Origin of the sequence: Pseudomonas sp. OV226 (genome assembly GCF_003148705.1) — a bacterium.
Taxonomy (GTDB): Bacteria; Pseudomonadota; Gammaproteobacteria; order Pseudomonadales; family Pseudomonadaceae; genus Aquipseudomonas.
In genome coordinates this window covers 423155-439335 of sequence record NZ_QGGS01000003.1, presented here as the reverse complement: position 1 = coordinate 439335, position 16181 = coordinate 423155, and the positions used below count along the sequence as shown (strand labels likewise).

Sequence of the window (16181 nt, the reverse complement as noted above, 5' to 3'; positions counted from 1 at the left end):
GGTGAAATCGACTGCTGTGATCGACTCAAATCCCTGTGGGAGCATGGCTTGCCCGCGATGACGTCTTTACAGACGCCGCAATTCACTTGGTGGGTTTGACGGTCACCGGCGCTTTCCCCGCCTTCATCTGTTCCAGCAACGGCGCACACTGGTTTGGCGCGTCACCACTGGGTGCCACCAACGCCAGCAACCCCGCCGCCGGAGCGGCGATCACGCCCAGGGCGACCATTCCCGCCCCGCGCAGCATCAGCGGCACCGCTTTCACCCCGGCATCCGGCTTGATGAACGGGCCCCGCACATACAGTGGCGAGCGCAACGAAATCAGGCGCCACCCCTTCGACTCCGGCGTGATGGTCAGGTCCAGTTGTTCCGTGGCCATGTTCGCGGTGCCATCGATATAGATGATTGCGTTCTCGGTATCGAAGACGAACAGCCGCGTGGTCGCCAACCCGGTCTTGATATCGAAGTCGGCCGCCGCGCAATTGATCTTCACTTCCTTGTCGCCAAAGATTTTGCCGACCACATAGTTACCGACGTTCAGCCCGGCCAATTCCATCAACTCGCGGCTGATCGCCCCGTCATTGATGAGCATTTTCAGATTGCCGTTGGCACTGCCCAACAGCTTGGCCACCGAGTTGCCGCGCCCCGAAATGTCGGCATCGCCATTGAGCTCGCCGAAACTGGTTTTCATCGGCTCGAACGTCGGGAACAGTTGCTTGAGTTTGAACTTGCGGGCCGTGAGTTTCGCTTGGCCTTCCAACGGTTCGGTCCGGCCATTCAAGCGAATCTGCGCCTCCAGGTTGCCCCCGGCCACGCCAAAACGCAGGGGCTCAAGTCGCAGCTCCCCGTCGGTCAGGACCAGGTGCGTATACAGGTCGTTGAACGGCAGTTTTTCGCTGTGGACGATGCGCTTGCCGGTGAATTCGACATCGGCGTCCATGTCACGCCAGCGCTCGGTCTTGAACTCTTCGACCGGCAGCACTTTGTCCGGCGGCTGTTTACTGTCGCCACCGCGCTCCTTTTGTTTGGCGTTGGAGTCGGCGCCAATCAACGGTGCAAGGTCGGCAAACAGCAATTGATTGGAGAGCAATGAACCGCTGAGTTTCGGCCGAGGCTGGCTGGCGACATAAGCCAGGCTGCCATGGATGTCGCTCTCACCGATCTTGCCGTTGAATTCTTCATAGCGGAACACTGCGCCGCTGGGCTCATGCAGCCTGGCGATCAAGTGCCCGTCGGTGGCGTAAGGCGGTGTATCCGGCAGCGTCACGCCGGTCAGCGGATACAAATTGCCCAGGCTGGTGCCAGCCAATTTCAGTCGCAGATCCAGCGCGCCGAGGTTCAGGGGATCGGTCAACGTGCCGGCCAACTCGACGCTGGTATCGGCAATTTTCACCTGGGCCTGCAGGGGAAACGGCTTGGCCGCATCCTGCAGGGCCAGCAACCCACCGATCTTGCCGGAGCCTTCGAGTTTCTGCGCGTGGTACTGGCCTTTGACCTTGAGCGCGAAGGCGTAGTCCTGTGGCGCGGCCCCCTTTTCCTGTGCGGTTTTCGCCGCTTTGTCACCGACGATGTCACTGAACGGAACGGGTTTGCCCAGCGGGTCGATCAGCACATCCAGTTGAGTCTTCAAGCTCTGATCGTCGAGGGTGACATGGCCTTTGTCGAAGCCGATCGCGCCGATGTCCACCCCCCAGTTCGAAGGTTCGGCGTTCGGGTCCTTGGGGTCGAATTTGAACGTCCAGTTGGCGCGACCATCGGCCAGGCGCTGCAGGTTGGCGTTCGGCTCGGTCAGGTCGATTCGCGGGATCACCACCCGCTGCGCCAGCAAGGCGAGCGGTGAAATACGTAGCTCTACGCGTTTGAGGGTGACCATCTGCGGCTGCTTCAACCAGTCCGGGTTGCCCAGGCTCAAGTCTTCGGCGACCACATGCGGCCACGGCACCCAGGCCCGCCAGCCAGCCTCGTCGAGCTCGCGCTGCCAGACCACCGCGAGGTTGCCATTGATGGCGAATGCTCGGTGCAGTTCTTCGGTGACTTTGTTGTTTATCGCGGGTTTGATCCGGTTCCAATCGAAGAACACGATGACCAGTACGAGTATCGCCAGCAGAACAACCAGGCTGGCAAAGATCCAGGCAACAATTTTAGGGGGGCGCGTCATTGCACAGGGCTCCTTGAAACGACTGAGCGTCCTGACCGCGACGCACGTGTGAAACGTTAGGCCAGAACCGGCCTGCCATGAAATCTAGGACTGGGAAAAGGTGCGCAGGTTTAACCGAAAAGCCAATTAACGTTCAAATAATCGGGCGCGATCAACCTGCGCGCTCTAAACGGCGTTACCCCACCCGCACTTTTGTGCGGCGCGAGTGAGTCGGAAATACCCACCTCGGTGCAAAAACACTCGCCGAAAACGCCCGGTTTAGAGGCTCTCAGCAGAACAATCAATTCTGTTGATTATTACCATTGCGGTTATGAACTTTCATATCGATTTATCGAGAGTAGCATTGCCCTCGTACCCACTTTATCGCCCCCCCCAAGGAGCAACCCATCATGAAACGCCAATTACTGCTTAGCCTGACCCTCTCGATGCTAGCCAGCACCGCTTTCGCTTTGCCAGCCGCGGATCAGGCCACTCCGCAAGTCAAAGACAACCAATCGGTGTTCAGCCAAACCGTTGCCGCCGATGGTTCCAGCCGCACCCCACAAGGCCAGACACTTGCCGAAGGCGGTAACGATCGCCTGAAAGAAAAAGGCTTGATCACCCAAGATGGTTCGGACCGTACTCCACAAGGCCAAACCCTGGCTGAAGGTGGCTCCGACCGTACCCCACAAGGCCAGACCCTGGCTGAAGGCGGTTCCGACCGCACCCCACAAGGCCAAACCCTGGCTGAAGGCGGTGGTGACCGTGTGATCGAACGCAACAGCGCTGTGAGCTAAGCCCATGGCGGCCCTGAAAAAAAGCCCAATCCCCGGATTGGGCTTTTGACTTATAGAGAAGCCATGTTTCCCCGCTTGATCCCCCGATAGTCGTTCGACGCCAGCGAAGCCGATTTGCTAGAGTGCGCCGCTGTCTTGTCCAGAAAACACCCTTGCGATGCTGCCCCGCGCCGAACAGAAACAACAGACCCGCAACGCCCTGATGGACGCTGCACGCCACCTGATGGAATGCGGCCGAGGATTCGGCAGTCTCAGCCTGCGCGAAGTAGCGAGAACCGCCGGCATCGTGCCCACCGGTTTCTACCGGCATTTCGCCGATATGGACGAACTGGGGCTGGTGCTGGTGAGCGAAGTCGGTCAGACCTTCCGTGAAACCATTCGCCTGGTGCGCCATAACGAATTCGTCATGGGCGGCATTATTGATGCGTCGGTACGGATCTTTCTCGACGTGGTCAGCGCCAATCGCTCGCAATTCCTGTTTCTGGCCCGCGAGCAGTACGGCGGATCACTGCCGGTACGCCAGGCCATCGCACGTTTGCGCGAAGACATCAGCTCGGACCTGGCAGCCGACCTGTCCTTGATGCCCAAGCTGCAACACCTCGACATTGGCGGCCTGAGCGTCATGGCTGATCTGATCGTCAAAAGTGTGTTTGCGACCTTGCCCGAGATCATTGATCCGCCGGCCGAGGCGCTGCCTGAACATTTGACACCTCAAGCGAAAATCACTCAGCAACTGCGCTTTATCTTTATCGGTTTGAAGCATTGGCAAGGACTCGGCAGCACCGAATGACCGCCTGAATTGATCGCCTCAATGGCGATCTTTTTTTGTGCGCCGCAAATTGGTGCACCACACCCCTCCTCGCACCAACTTCAACCAACTTTGCACACCACCCCCTGCACTCCGACAGGTATTTCCTACGTATTGCCCGATTGGCAAGCCCCTTGCTCTAGCCTCAGCAATGTCCATTGCTGGAAGCCTTCCGATGCTGGTGATTCATCGCAGAATCGACCCTCAACCCGTCTGGGCCGCCGAATTGCACCTGACCTTCGAAGCCCGGAGCAAAAGCCGTTTGCGCTGTTTCAGTGCCGAAGGTGAAGACGTCGGGTTGTTTTTGGAGCGCGGACAGCCGCCCCTGTATGACGGCGAATGCCTGCAAGCCGAAGACGGGCGCATCGTGCGTGTCTGCGCCCGCCCCGAACAATTGCTGCACGTTACCTGCGCCAATGCCTTCGAGCTGACTCGCGCCGCCTATCACCTCGGCAATCGCCATGTCGCCCTGCAGGTCGGTGATGGCTGGCTGCGCCTGCTCGACGATTACGTGCTCAAAGCCATGCTCGAACAGCTGGATGCCAAGGTCGAAAGCCTCGAAGCACCTTTCCAGCCGGAACACGGCGCCTATGGCGGAGGCCACCACCACTCCCGGCACGGTGACGAAGATTTCAACTATCCGCCGAAACTGCACCAGTTCGGCGTCCGCTTATGAACCCGGCCTGGGCGCTGCTGCGCCTGGCCAGCCCGCAGCTGCCGATTGGCGGCTACAGCTATTCCCAGGGTCTGGAAATGGCGGTGGAAAACGGTCGCGTAAGCAATGCGGACGGCGCACGACGCTGGATCAGTGATCAATTGCTGCTCAACCTGGCACGGTTCGAGGCGCCGCTGCTGCTTGCCCATTGCACGGCGGCGGCCGAAGAGAACTGGCCCGAATTGCTCCGACGCTGTGAACAACACCGTGCCAGTCGGGAAACCCGCGAGCTGCATCAAGAGAGCCGACAGATGGGCTATTCCTTGCAGCAACTGCTCAACGGTTTACCGGAGCTGGACGCGCCGGCTCGCGCCTTCCTCGACCAACGCCCCGAACCGCATCTGGCCCTCGGTTGGGCGCTGGCGGCACGGGCCTGGGGAATCTGTCCCCAGGATGCGCTGGCCGCGTGGCTCTGGAGCTGGCTGGAAAACCAATTGGCCGTACTGATGAAAACCCTGCCGCTGGGCCAGCAAGCCGCCCAACGCCTGACCAGTGAATTGCTGCCGCTGCTGCAACAAGCCCAGCAGGACGCCACCCGAATCAACCCCGAACACTATGGCAGCGCCGCTTTTGGCCTGTCCCTGGCGTGCATGGCCCATGAGCGCCAGTACAGCCGTCTGTTCCGTTCCTAGGGCCTTTTAGCTTGGAGAATCACATGAACACACAACCTCTACGTGTCGGTATCGGCGGCCCGGTCGGTTCCGGCAAAACCGCCCTGACCCTGGCCCTGTGCCTGGCCCTGCGCGAGCGCTACAACCTGGCGGTCGTCACCAACGACATCTACACCCGCGAAGACGCCGATTTTCTGGTGCGCAACGAAGCCCTGGCACCCGAGCGAATCATCGGCGTGGAAACCGGCGGCTGCCCGCACACGGCGATCCGCGAAGACGCCTCGATCAACCTCGAAGCCGTGGATCAACTCAACCGCCGCTTTCCGGGGCTGGACCTGATTCTGGTGGAGTCCGGTGGCGACAACCTGTCGGCAACGTTCAGCCCGGAATTGTCCGACCTGACCATCTACGTGATCGACGTGTCGGCCGGCGACAAACTCCCGCGCAAGGGCGGGCCGGGGATCTGCAAATCCGATCTGCTGATAATCAACAAGGTCGACCTCGCGCCGCTGGTGGGTGCCTCGCTGGAGATGATGGACAGCGACACAAAACGCATGCGCAACGGCAAACCGTTTGTGTTCAGCAACCAGAAAACCGGACTGGGCCTTGAAGAGATCATCGCCTTTATCGAACGCCAGGGCCTGCTGACAGCCGCCTGATCACGACTTATCAACAAGGAAGCTTATCCATGACACTGAAACGCATTCTGGGCGCCATGGCCCTGCTGTTGACCCCGGCCATCGCCTTCGCCCATCCGGGTCATGGTGACAACGGCTTGATCGCCGGCATCAGCCACCCGATTGGCGGCCTCGACCACTTGCTGGCAATGGTTGCGGTCGGCTTGTGGGCCGCTCAGCAAAAAGGTGCGGCGCGCTGGGCGCTGCCCGGCACCTTCGTCGGTACTATGCTGATCGGCGGCCTGCTGGGCTTTGAAGGGCTGAACCTGCCGGCGCTGGAAGGCGCGATTGCCGCGTCGGTGCTGGCGCTGGGGCTGGCGGTGGCGTTGGCCGTTCGTCCGCCATTGAGCGTAGCGGTGGGGGCGACGGCGCTGTTTGCGCTATTCCACGGTGTGGCGCATGGGTTGGAGTTGCCGGACATGTCGAGCCCTTGGGCCTATGCGGCAGGTTTTGTGGCGGCAACGGCGGCGTTGCATGCGACCGGGTATGCGGTCGTTCGCTTGCTGCCGCAAGCGGCTGCGCCATTGGTTCGATTGGCGGGCGCGGCTTCGGCGGCGACTGGCGTGTGGTTGTTGGCGGGCTGATTTTTTTATCGCCGGTGAAGGCCTCATCGCGAGCAAGCTCGGCTCCTACAGTGGAATGCGTGCTCTTGTAGGAGCCGAGCTTGCTCGCGATGGCGGCCTGACAGACACCGCATCTCTCAGGCCTGCTAACATGTCGCGCAATCGACCCTGCCGTGACGACGCCAGCCAATGCCACCTGTTTCCCGCTCCGCCTCCCTGCCTGAATTGACCGCCCTGTTCGCCTCGGTGCAACAGCACTTCCAGGACGTGATCGTGCCGCTCTGGCAAGGCCCCGGCTGGAATGCCGACATGGCGTTGCCCTATGAAGCACTGGACGCCGAGCATCAACCGCTGCCGCCTCAACGCTATCGGGCCATGGCCTGCGCACGGCAGTTGTATCTGTTTTCCAGCCTGATCGGCCAGGTGCCAGGCGCGCAGGAGCGCTGCGCCAAGCTGTTCCGCTCCTTGCAACAGCACTTCCACGACGCCGAACACGGTGGCTGGTTCTACAGCATCGACCCGCACGGCACGCCGCTGGATCAGCGCAAAGACCTGTATACCCACGCGTTCATTCTGTTCGCCTGCGCCCATTACTGGGACAAGTCGCGCGAACCGCTGGTGGAATCCGCGCTCAACGCGGCACTGGAAGTGATCGGTCAGCGCTTCGCCACAGGCGACGGTCTGTACGACGCCAGCCTCGATCGCGACTGGTCTTCGCTCGACTCCGGGCCGCTGCAAAACCCTCTGATGCACCTGGCCGAAGCCTTCCTCGCGACCCTGTCGGTACGCGAAGACATCGCGGTGCAACGTGCACTCGTCGCGTTATGCACAGCCATGCACAAGCGCTTCATTGACCCGCAACACAGCGTGTTGATGGAGAAACCGCTGGGAGCTGTGGATAACTGGTTCGAACCCGGGCATCAGTTCGAGTGGTATTTTTTGCTCGAATCTTCGTCGCTGCTGCGCGGTTCGCCACTTCATGCATCGCTGGACCGTGCGTTCGCATTCACCGAACAACAAGGCGTCGATGCGCAGACCGGTGCAGCACAGGCGATGCTTGATCTGGAGGGCAACGCCAAAGATGCCACCCAACGCATCTGGGCTCAGGCGGAATACTTGAGGGCGCTGACGTTGCGCCCGAACGCCGAAGCGGTGGTGCAACGCCAGCTACAAGCGCTGCAACAGCGCTTTCTGCATGCGGGCGGCTGGTATGAGTGTCGGGATGAGCTGGGCGAAGTCAGCCGCAAAGACATGCCGTCGACCACGCCTTATCACTTGGCAACCTGCTATCGCGGGTTGGCCGACTATCTGCGCTGACTGACCGATAGCTATCGCGGGCAAGCCCGGCTCCCACAGGGCTTGTAGCGCTCGCCAATTGGCGATCCAACACATTACCTGTAGGCGCCGGGCTTGCCCGCGATTGGCCGTTACGCGGTCTTAAACCTTCGCGTTCCGCTCAATCGCAAACCCGCTCCAGGTCTGGCTCACTGGCATCAGTTCCAGGCTGTTGATGTTGATGTGCGCCGGCGCGTTGAGCACCCAGAAAATGGTCTCGGCGATGTCTTGCGGCTGGATCGGCTCGGCACCGGCGTACGTCGCGTTGTAACGCTCCTGGTCACCGGCAAAACGCACCAGCGAGAACTCACTCTCACACAGACCCGGCTCGATGTTGCTGACGCGCACGCCGGTGCCTTGCAGGTCGCAGCGCAGGTTCAGGGAGAACTGTTTGACGAACGCCTTGCTCGCGCCATACACGTGGCTGCCCGGGTACGGATAATTGCCGGCGATGGAGCCGAGGTTAACGATGCCGGCACCACGACCATGAGCAATCAGGCGCGGTAACAGCAAACGAGTGCTGTACATCAGGCCCTTGATGTTGGTGTCGACCATGGTGTCCCAATCGTCGAGATCGCACTTGGGCGCCGGGTCCACACCGAGCGCCAGGCCAGCATTGTTGATCAGCCCGCGCAGCTTGGCGAAGGATGGTGGCAGGTTGGCAATCGCGTCCTCCATGGCTTTGCGGTCACGCACGTCGAGCACCAGGCCATGCACCTCGGTCTGCTTCGACAATTCGGCGCACAGGGCATTGAGGCGCTCTTCACGACGGCCTGTCAGTACCAGCTTCCAGCCTGCCTCGGCAAAACGGCGGGCACAGGCTTCACCAAAACCGGACGTCGCGCCGGTAATAAACAGGGTGTTGGACATCGTGTTCTCCTTGCTTCGGCTGACGGGCAGCCCTTGGAATAGAAAATCAGCTGGCAGCATGCCCGGCCTTGCACACAGCGGCAACCACCGCAAATCTGCTCAAAAAACGCTCAACCCTGGCAACACCATGTCCGCCGCGGCTTGTAGCCATGTGCGCGCATGTTATCCACAGGCCGGTCCACAGTTTCCGGGGGCAAGTGGAAAGGTTGAAAGCCGCTGTGTACAAGGCTTTGCGGGGAGTTTTGAAAGTTTTTTGCTTGACCCTCGGATGCTCGCAGTGTAGCCCCATGCATTTTGCACGATTTCTCCTACAGACCAGCAGTGGCGCCAAGCCAGTAACTACGGCCCTCAGCCGAGTCTTTCCAGAGTTTAATCACAGACTTATCCACAGGCTCGCCCTGTCCGTTTTGTGCTAGTTCTATCGCCAATAAAAAGATTGACAACTGCGGTTCAGAGTCGCGCAAAAACGCCTGATCAAAAAACAACCACCACGCCACAAGCCACGGCTTTAAAGGCGTCCAGTCAGCTACTCCCACGTTATTCACAGCCAGCTCCACAGCAAACGGGGACAAGTCAAAACCGTGACAAAACAACTATTTGCAGCGGCTTTATGTCGCGCTTTGCGAGCTTGTGAAGATTGTTTTCCACAATTTCAACTCACCCCACCGCCCATCGAGCTTGGTGCCGAATCAAGGATGTAAAAAAGCCCCGGCGATTGCGCGCCGGGGCTTGTGCATAACCACGCAGACTCAGTGACCGCCGAGGTAGGCGTTACGCACATCCTCGTTAACCAGCAGCTCCTTGCCGGTGCCGGTCATGCGAATCTCACCGTTGACCATCACGTACGCCCGGTCTGACAACCGAAGCGCATGGTTGGCGTTCTGCTCGACCAGGAAGATCGTCATGCCGGTTTTGGCCAGTTCCCGAAGGGTGGCGAAGATCTGTTTCACCACAATCGGCGCCAACCCCAGGCTTGGCTCGTCGAGCAACAGCAGTTTCGGCCGACTCATCAATGCGCGCGCGATGGCGAGCATTTGCTGCTCGCCGCCAGACATGGTCATCGCCCGCTGAGTGCGCCGTTCTTCGAGTCGCGGAAACAACTCGAACATGCGTTGCATGTCTTCCTTGGCGTACTTGTCACCGATCGGGATGGTGCCCATCAGCAGGTTTTCCTCGACGGTCATGTCGGGGAATACCCGCCGGCCTTCCGGCGATTGAGCGATGCCGTTCGACGCAATGTAGTGGGACGACTTGTGGGTAATGTCCACGCCCTGGTAGATGATCTGCCCGTCAGCCGCCCGCGGCTGGCCGAAGATCGACATCAGCAGCGTCGACTTGCCGGCACCGTTGGAGCCGATCAGGCTGACCGTTTCACCTTCATTGATGTGCAGCGAGACTTTTTTCAGGGCCTGGATCGGCCCGTAAAACACGTCCAGTTCCTTGAGTTCGAGGATGGGTTGCGTCATGCCACTTCCTCTTCGTCGGCGCCCAGATAGGCCGCAATCACTTTCGGATCATTACGGATCGCGTCGGGACCGCCCTCGGCGATCACTACACCGTGGTCCAGCACCACGATGTGGTCGGAAATACTCATCACCATGCCCATGTCGTGTTCAATCAGCACCACGGTCAGATCGTGCTCGTCACGCAGCAGCCGGATCATCGCGCTCAGCGCTTCGGTTTCCTGAGGGTTGAGGCCGGCGGCCGGTTCGTCGAGGCAGATAATTTGCGGACGGGTGCACATGGCCCGGGCAATTTCCAGGCGACGTTGCTGACCGTACGACAGTTCACCGGCCAGACGGTTGGCGCAATCCACCAGATCCACCACTTCCAGCCAGTAGAAGGCGTGGTCCAGCGCATCGCTTTCAGCCTTGCGGTAGCCCTTGGTATTGAGGATGCCGGCCAGCATGCTGCGGTTGACCCACATGTGCTGGGCCACCAGCAGGTTTTCCAGCACCGACATTTCCTTGAACAGGCGAATGTTCTGGAAGGTCCGCGCCAGACCGGCACGGTTCACCAGGTGGGTGCCGCCGAACGCCTTGTAGAACAGCCGACTGGCAAACGATCTAGGTGAGACGAAATCCGTCGGTTTGAATGATTCGCCGAGCAATTTGATGACGTTGGTCTGTTGCCCACGCACGTTGAGTTCGATCTTGCCGCCGGAGGCCTTGTAGAAACCGGTCAGGCAGTTGAACACGGTGGTTTTGCCGGCGCCGTTGGGGCCGATCAGGGCGAAGATCGAGTTGCGGTGCACCTTCAGGCTGACATCGTTCAGCGCCTTGATGCCGCCAAAGTGCATCATCAGCTTCTCGACCGAGAGTACGACTTCGCTCATGGCGCTACTCCTTTACGCGGGGTCACACCGGTACGGCTGATCCGGATCAGGCCGCGCGGTCGCCAGATCATCATCAACACCATCAGGATGCCGAACAGCAGCACGCGATACTCCGCGAAACCACGCAGCAGTTCCGGGGCGACGGTCAGCACGAAGGCTGCAATCACCACGCCGATGGTCGAACCCATACCGCCCAGTACCACAATGGCGAGGATCAGGGCCGATTCGAAGAAGGTGAATGAAGTGGGGTTGACGAAACCCTGGTAGGTGGCGAAGAACACACCGGCCAGACCGGCCGTCGATGCACCGATGGTGAAGGCCGAGAGCTTCACCAGCACGTGGTTCAGGCCCATGGAGCGGCAGGCGATTTCGTCTTCACGCAGGGCTTCCCAGGCGCGGCCGACCGGCATGCGGGTCAAGCGGTGCTTGATGTACAACACGGCCAGCACGACCATGAACAACACCGCATAGATGAAGTAGTACTTCACGTCGGGGTTGTAGGCGATGCCGAAGAACTCGTGGAACGGTACCCCGCCGTCTTTCGCCCGTTTGCCGAACTCCAGACCGAAGAACGTCGGCAGCGGTGCCGGCATGCCGTTCGGGCCACCGGTCAGCGACAGCCAGTTGTTGAGGATCAAGCGGATGATTTCACCGAAGCCCAACGTCACGATTGCCAGGTAGTCACCGTGCAGACGCAACACCGGGAAGCCCAGGATGCAACCGGCAAGGCCTGCCGTAATTGCCGCCAGTGGCAGCACCGTCCAGAAGCCCAGGCCGAGGTACTGGTAACCGAGCGCCAAACCGTAGGCACCGATGGCGTAGAACGCCACGTAACCCAGGTCGAGCAGGCCGGCCAGGCCGACCACGATGTTCAGCCCCAGACCGAGCAACACGTAGATCAACCCGAGGATGACCACGCCCAGCAGGTAGGAGTTGGAGAAAAACGGAAACACCACGGCAATGACGACCATCAGCGGGATGATCCAGCGCAACCGTGATTTGTAATCGGGTGGCAGTACATGAACCCCGGAGCCCGTGGTTTCAAACCCTTCGAGAATTCTCAAACCCTTGGGTGTTTGCAGGAACAGGCTCAAAGCAAAGCGGCCAGCCATGACGATGGCGACAATCCACGCCACTCGTGTTGGTTGCAGGTTGAAGCCATAGCCGTCGAGGACAATGCCAACAATCGGACCAAACACGATGAGCGCTACAAGGCCGGCAAGAATCGCGTCAACCAGGCTTCTTTTGATATCAATGGTTTTTTTAGTGGTTGAAGACATCGCTTACACCTTCGACACAAGAGGACGGCCGAGCAGGCCTTGAGGCCGAAAGACCAGAACGAGAACAAGCAGCGAGAAGCTGAAAACGTCTTTGTAGTCGGAGTTGACCAGACCGGAAAACAGCGACTCGGAGATCCCCAGAATGATCCCGCCAAGCATCGCACCCGGCAGCGAGCCGATCCCGCCCAGTACCGCTGCGGTGAACGCTTTGATGCCGATGACGAAACCTGCGTAGAAGTCGAACGTGCCGTAGTTCATGGTGATCAGCACGCCGGCCAGGGCCGCCATCGCTGCACCGATGATGAACACGTAGGAAATGACGCGGTCGGTGTTGATCCCCAGGATTGAGGCCATCTTGCGGTCTTGCTGGGTCGCGCGGCACATACGGCCGAGCTTGGTGTACTTGATGATGTAGGTCAGCAGGCCCATCCCGACAAACGCGGCGACCAGAATGAAGATCTTGGTGTAGGTGAGCTGGACGAAACCAGTCCCGACATCAACTCGCCATGCACCGGTCAGCAGTGTCGGAACGCCTTGTTGGCGGGCGCCCTGAGCGATCTGTGCATAGTTTTGCAGAATCAGGGAAATACCGATGGCGCTGATCAGCGGTGCCAGTCGGGTGGAGTTACGCAGCGGTTTGTAAGCGACTCGCTCGATGACCCAGCCATACACCGCTGTAACGACGATGGTGAAGATCAGTGTGCCGAGCATCAGCAGAGGGAAGGATTCGATACCGAAGTAAGCCAGCAGAGCCAGACTGATTGCCGCGAGGTAAGCGGAAATCATGTAAACCTCGCCGTGGGCGAAGTTGATCATGCCGATGATGCCATAGACCATTGTGTAGCCGATGGCGATCAGGCCATAGACCGACCCGAGGGTCAGGCCGTTGACCAGTTGCTGCAGGAAAATACCATCCATAACGCAATCTCACGCAATGAGAACCTGTACACCTGTGGGTGTGCGGCTCTTCTAAGGAAAATACAGATTTACGTCGGAGCAATGTCAGCCACGATCAGCCGACACCACCGCTCCCTGTAGGAGCGAGCCTGCTCGCGATGACGGTTTAACATTCAACAAATGTGTTGCCTGTCAGTCCGTCATCGCGAGCGGGCTCGCGCCTACAGGGAAACTGTGGGGTCAGCCGATTGGGTCAGCCCTTACTTCTGTTTTTCCAGCTGATGGTATTTGCCGTCCTTGTCCCACTGGTAAACCACGTAGTCGGAGACTTTCAGGTCGCCTTTGGCGTCCCAGGTCTTCTCGCCCATCACGGTTTTGACCGGGTTCTTTTTCAGCCAAGCAGCGGCGTCTTCGCCCTTGTTGGACTTGGCGCCATTGAAGCCAGCGGCCAGGGCCTGGACCGTTGCGTAAGCGTAGAGGGTGTAGCCTTCAGGCTCGGTGCCGGCCTTGCGGAATGCATCTACCACGGTCTTGCTGTCTGGCAGCAGGCGTGGGTCGGCGCCGAAGGTCATCAGCACGCCATCGACATACTGCGCGCCACCAGCGGTGGTCACCAGTTCGTCGGTCACGATGCCGTCATCGGACATGAATTTCACGTCTTTCAGGCCTTCGGTACGCAGTTGTTTAACCAATGGACCGGCTTCAGGGTGCAGACCGCCGAAGTAGACGACGTCGGCGCCAGCAGCGCGAATTTTGGTGACCAGGGCGCTGAAGTCTTTTTCGCCGCGGGTCAGGCCTTCGTAGATGACCGGAGTCACGCCACGCTTGACCAACTGAGCCTTGGTGGCATCAGCCAGACCTTGGCCGTAGGTGTCTTTGTCGTGGATGACAGCAACTTTCTTGCCCTTGAGCACGTCGACGATGTAGTCGCCGGCCACGATGCCTTGCTGATCGTCACGCCCGCACATACGGAACATGGCGCTCAAGCCGCGCTCGGTAACGGCCGGGTTGGTGGAACCTGGAGTCATTACGATGATGCCCGCTTCGTCGTAAATCTCGGAGGCCGGGATAGTCGACGAGGAGCAGAAGTGACCGACCACGCCAGCGACCTTCTGGTTGGTCAGGTCCTTGGCGACCGTCACAGCCTGTTTCGGTTCGCAGGCGTCATCGCCCTTGACCAGCACGATTTTTTCCCCGTTAACGCCGCCCGCCGCGTTGACCGCGTCGGCTGCAGCCTGTGCACCCTTCATGTACTGCTCGCCAAATGCCGCGTTGGCGCCTGTCATCGGGCCCGCCACACCGATTTTCACATCAGCTTGAGCAAACGCAGAAACACCCAACGCAGCTGCCACTGCGAGGGCCAGAAAGCCTTTCTTGTAAAACGTCTGGGACATGAGGTGGTGCTCCAAGGTTTTTTTTTAGTTGGCACTGCGACTTCACTGAATGCTCAGAGCAAGGGCCGTGCCATCGGTTTTTTATTCTGAAAAAAGTCGCTGCATTATTGTTTTTACGACTGTTTTGTTCCCATTTTCATTGGGCGTGCAACCGTCTAAACCGCGGAAGGTGAAACCATTTATTTTTAAAGGCGCAACCCGCATGCGCCATCATTGCAACCGCGGCGTCAAACGACGTGCAACCAGCCTGTAACAACGTGCGTCACCGAAGTGCACACTGCTGGTGCGGGACTGCTACAACCCGCACCATTACAGGCTAGACGCAAAGCCGAAAAGCGCCGCTTTCAGCAACAAATTTCAACAATCAGATAACGATCCGCAAGCACTGGCCTGCGTGATACAGCGAGAACCCCGCCTCGTATAGACAACTGCGCAATCCGACCCCGGCCAATGGCTGCATGGGCGCGAAGGGAATCGGCAAAGCGTGAGGATTTCCGTTACACAAGTAATCGGCAAAGGCTTTGCCGACGACCGTACCTGTCGTCACGCCCCGACCGTTGTAACCGGTGACTGCCACTAAACCGGGCGCCGGCTCGAACAGGCGCATCAAATGATCCGGCGTGAAGGCGATGCAACCGGTCCAGGTGCATTCCCACTCCACCGGTTTAAGGTAGGGAAAATAGTGTTGCTGAACACGATCGGCCCAGGCTTTCAGGAACCAGGCGGGTTTCTGGTTGCCATTGCCGAGGCTGCCGAGCAACAGGCGCCCGTCTTTGTCACGACGAATGCTGCTGAGTACCTGGCGGGTGTCCCAGGAGCCCTGGCCGCCGGGCAGAATCTGTTGCGCGGCGTCTTCGGTCAGCGGGACCGAGGCCACTTGATAGTAGTAACCGGGAAAGAAATTGCGCCGCAGTTCGGTCCAGTCGCCTTCGGTGTAGGCGTTGGAGGCGATTACGACTTTCTCGGCCATAACCGAACCCTGGGCGGTTTGCACCGACCAACGCTGGCCCTGACGTTCTAACCGGGTGACCGGAGAATGGTCGAACAATTGGCCACCGAGGCCGATGGCCGCCTTGGCCAGTCCGGTGGTGTAGGCCATCGGGTTGAGGGTGCCAGCACGGCGATCAAGCAGTGCGGCAGCGATTTTTTTAGTGCCCGTCGCCTGCTCGCAGGCTTGGCCCGTCAATAGTTCGACGGGCGCCCCGCGACGTTTCCATTGTTCTTCACGACTGCGCAAATCCGCTTCGCCACGGGCGTTGTGCGCCATGTGCAGCGTGCCTTCGCGGCGTAACTGGCAATCGATGTTGTATTTGTCCACAAGGCTGAACACCAGGGCAGGTGCCGCGCCAAGCATGCGATTGAGCTGACTGCCCACCGCTTCGCCGAACCCGGCTTCGATGTCGTCCGGTGGAATCCACATGCCAGCGTTGACCAGGCCGACATTGCGCCCCGAGCCACCGTGGCCGGCGCGATGCGCTTCCAGCACACAAACCGATTTACCTTGTTCCAGCAGATGCACCGCCGCCGACAGACCGGTGAAACCGGCACCGATGACGCAGACATCGACTGTTACTTCACCCTTGAGCGCCGCGTTGTCGGGCCTTTGCGGCGTCAGTTTTTCCCACAGACACTCTTCGCGTAACGGCATTGCCAGACTCCAACAGAAACCTAACCAACCCGATCGTTCCCACGCTCGGCGTGGGAATGCAGCCCGGGACGCTCCGCGTCCCAAGAGCGGACGCAGAGTGTCCATTGAGGCATT

16 protein-coding genes are annotated in these 16181 nt (G+C 59.6%); 7 read left to right on the top strand and 9 right to left on the bottom strand.

Annotated features, from left to right (window positions below; translation table 11 throughout):
- Positions 1–82 precede the first annotated feature (82 nt).
- Positions 83–2158, bottom strand: coding sequence for an AsmA family protein (locus C7534_RS08000; protein WP_109785462.1), 2076 nt, complete (start codon positions 2156–2158; stop codon positions 83–85).
- A 389-nt stretch (positions 2159–2547) separates the two neighbouring features.
- Here C7534_RS08000 and C7534_RS07995 point away from each other — a divergent pair, with 389 nt between their 5' ends.
- The 7 genes from C7534_RS07995 to C7534_RS07965 all read left to right on the top strand — a co-directional run bounded on the left by C7534_RS07995 (position 2548) and on the right by C7534_RS07965 (position 7625).
- Positions 2548–2934 (top strand): hypothetical protein, encoded by a 387-nt coding sequence (locus tag C7534_RS07995; RefSeq protein WP_109785461.1) that lies wholly within the window; start codon positions 2548–2550, stop codon positions 2932–2934.
- 157 nt (positions 2935–3091) lie between these two features.
- On the top strand, positions 3092–3724 hold the full coding sequence (locus tag C7534_RS07990; protein WP_109785460.1) for a TetR family transcriptional regulator: 633 nt from the start codon (positions 3092–3094) through the stop codon (positions 3722–3724).
- 193 nt (positions 3725–3917) lie between these two features.
- Positions 3918–4418 (top strand): urease accessory protein UreE, encoded by a 501-nt coding sequence (gene ureE / locus C7534_RS07985; RefSeq protein WP_109785459.1) that lies wholly within the window; start codon positions 3918–3920, stop codon positions 4416–4418.
- Entirely contained in the window at positions 4415–5089 is a 675-nt protein-coding gene (locus tag C7534_RS07980; protein WP_046033053.1) for an urease accessory protein UreF, read from the top strand. The genes ureE and C7534_RS07980 overlap by 4 nt, the downstream gene beginning before the upstream one ends.
- Before the next feature lie 23 nt (positions 5090–5112).
- Positions 5113–5727 carry an urease accessory protein UreG gene (ureG, locus tag C7534_RS07975; protein WP_109785458.1) on the top strand — a complete coding sequence of 205 codons (615 nt, stop codon included), beginning with the start codon at positions 5113–5115 and terminating at the stop codon, positions 5725–5727.
- A gap of 29 nt (positions 5728–5756) precedes the next feature.
- Complete coding sequence (locus C7534_RS07970) at positions 5757–6329, top strand: HupE/UreJ family protein (RefSeq protein ID WP_109785457.1); 573 nt, start codon at positions 5757–5759, stop codon at positions 6327–6329.
- Between the two features lie 168 nt (positions 6330–6497).
- Positions 6498–7625 (top strand): AGE family epimerase/isomerase, encoded by a 1128-nt coding sequence (locus C7534_RS07965; protein WP_109785456.1) that lies wholly within the window; start codon positions 6498–6500, stop codon positions 7623–7625.
- 120 nt (positions 7626–7745) lie between these two features.
- Here the strand turns inward: C7534_RS07965 and C7534_RS07960 are convergent, their stop codons facing one another.
- The 8 genes from C7534_RS07960 to amaA form a co-directional block, all read right to left on the bottom strand.
- Entirely contained in the window at positions 7746–8513 is a 768-nt protein-coding gene (locus C7534_RS07960) for an SDR family oxidoreductase (RefSeq protein WP_046028444.1), read from the bottom strand.
- A 308-nt stretch (positions 8514–8821) separates the two neighbouring features.
- Positions 8822–9058, bottom strand: a complete 237-nt coding sequence (locus C7534_RS07955) for a hypothetical protein (RefSeq protein WP_109785455.1) — start codon at positions 9056–9058, stop codon at positions 8822–8824.
- Positions 9059–9262: 204 nt separating this feature from the next.
- Complete coding sequence (locus C7534_RS07950) at positions 9263–9979, bottom strand: ABC transporter ATP-binding protein (RefSeq protein WP_109785454.1); 717 nt, start codon at positions 9977–9979, stop codon at positions 9263–9265.
- A complete protein-coding gene (locus tag C7534_RS07945; RefSeq protein ID WP_046028440.1) occupies positions 9976–10848 on the bottom strand; it encodes an ABC transporter ATP-binding protein in 873 nt (290 codons plus the stop codon). The genes C7534_RS07950 and C7534_RS07945 overlap by 4 nt, the downstream gene beginning before the upstream one ends.
- Positions 10845–12128, bottom strand: a complete 1284-nt coding sequence (gene livM, locus C7534_RS07940) for a high-affinity branched-chain amino acid ABC transporter permease LivM (RefSeq protein WP_046028439.1) — start codon at positions 12126–12128, stop codon at positions 10845–10847. The genes C7534_RS07945 and livM overlap by 4 nt, the downstream gene beginning before the upstream one ends.
- A gap of 3 nt (positions 12129–12131) precedes the next feature.
- Positions 12132–13046: an ABC transporter permease subunit gene (locus C7534_RS07935; protein WP_046028438.1), complete on the bottom strand. Its 915-nt coding sequence runs from the start codon at positions 13044–13046 to the stop codon at positions 12132–12134.
- A 239-nt stretch (positions 13047–13285) separates the two neighbouring features.
- Positions 13286–14419: a branched-chain amino acid ABC transporter substrate-binding protein gene (locus C7534_RS07925; protein WP_109785453.1), complete on the bottom strand. Its 1134-nt coding sequence runs from the start codon at positions 14417–14419 to the stop codon at positions 13286–13288.
- Positions 14420–14783: 364 nt separating this feature from the next.
- On the bottom strand, positions 14784–16067 hold the full coding sequence (gene amaA / locus C7534_RS07920; RefSeq protein ID WP_077432380.1) for an L-pipecolate oxidase: 1284 nt from the start codon (positions 16065–16067) through the stop codon (positions 14784–14786).
- Positions 16068–16181: the final 114 nt, after the last annotated feature.

Excerpts from the sequence above, each read along its gene's own strand:
- ureE (WP_109785459.1), top strand. The coding sequence starts at position 3,918 with ATGCTGGTGATTCATCGCAGAATCGACCCTCAACCCGTCTGGGCCGCC.
- C7534_RS07950 (WP_109785454.1), bottom strand. The coding sequence starts at position 9,979 with ATGACGCAACCCATCCTCGAACTCAAGGAACTGGACGTGTTTTACGGG.
- C7534_RS07945 (WP_046028440.1), bottom strand. The coding sequence starts at position 10,848 with ATGAGCGAAGTCGTACTCTCGGTCGAGAAGCTGATGATGCACTTTGGC.
- C7534_RS07925 (WP_109785453.1), bottom strand. The coding sequence starts at position 14,419 with ATGTCCCAGACGTTTTACAAGAAAGGCTTTCTGGCCCTCGCAGTGGCA.
- C7534_RS07960 (WP_046028444.1), bottom strand. The coding sequence starts at position 8,513 with ATGTCCAACACCCTGTTTATTACCGGCGCGACGTCCGGTTTTGGTGAA.
- C7534_RS08000 (WP_109785462.1), bottom strand. The coding sequence starts at position 2,158 with ATGACGCGCCCCCCTAAAATTGTTGCCTGGATCTTTGCCAGCCTGGTT.
- C7534_RS07970 (WP_109785457.1), top strand. The coding sequence starts at position 5,757 with ATGACACTGAAACGCATTCTGGGCGCCATGGCCCTGCTGTTGACCCCG.
- C7534_RS07965 (WP_109785456.1), top strand. The coding sequence starts at position 6,498 with ATGCCACCTGTTTCCCGCTCCGCCTCCCTGCCTGAATTGACCGCCCTG.
- ureG (WP_109785458.1), top strand. The coding sequence starts at position 5,113 with ATGAACACACAACCTCTACGTGTCGGTATCGGCGGCCCGGTCGGTTCC.
- C7534_RS07935 (WP_046028438.1), bottom strand. The coding sequence starts at position 13,046 with ATGGATGGTATTTTCCTGCAGCAACTGGTCAACGGCCTGACCCTCGGG.
- C7534_RS07995 (WP_109785461.1), top strand. The coding sequence starts at position 2,548 with ATGAAACGCCAATTACTGCTTAGCCTGACCCTCTCGATGCTAGCCAGC.
- livM (WP_046028439.1), bottom strand. The coding sequence starts at position 12,128 with ATGTCTTCAACCACTAAAAAAACCATTGATATCAAAAGAAGCCTGGTT.
- C7534_RS07990 (WP_109785460.1), top strand. The coding sequence starts at position 3,092 with ATGCTGCCCCGCGCCGAACAGAAACAACAGACCCGCAACGCCCTGATG.
- C7534_RS07980 (WP_046033053.1), top strand. The coding sequence starts at position 4,415 with ATGAACCCGGCCTGGGCGCTGCTGCGCCTGGCCAGCCCGCAGCTGCCG.
- amaA (WP_077432380.1), bottom strand. The coding sequence starts at position 16,067 with ATGCCGTTACGCGAAGAGTGTCTGTGGGAAAAACTGACGCCGCAAAGG.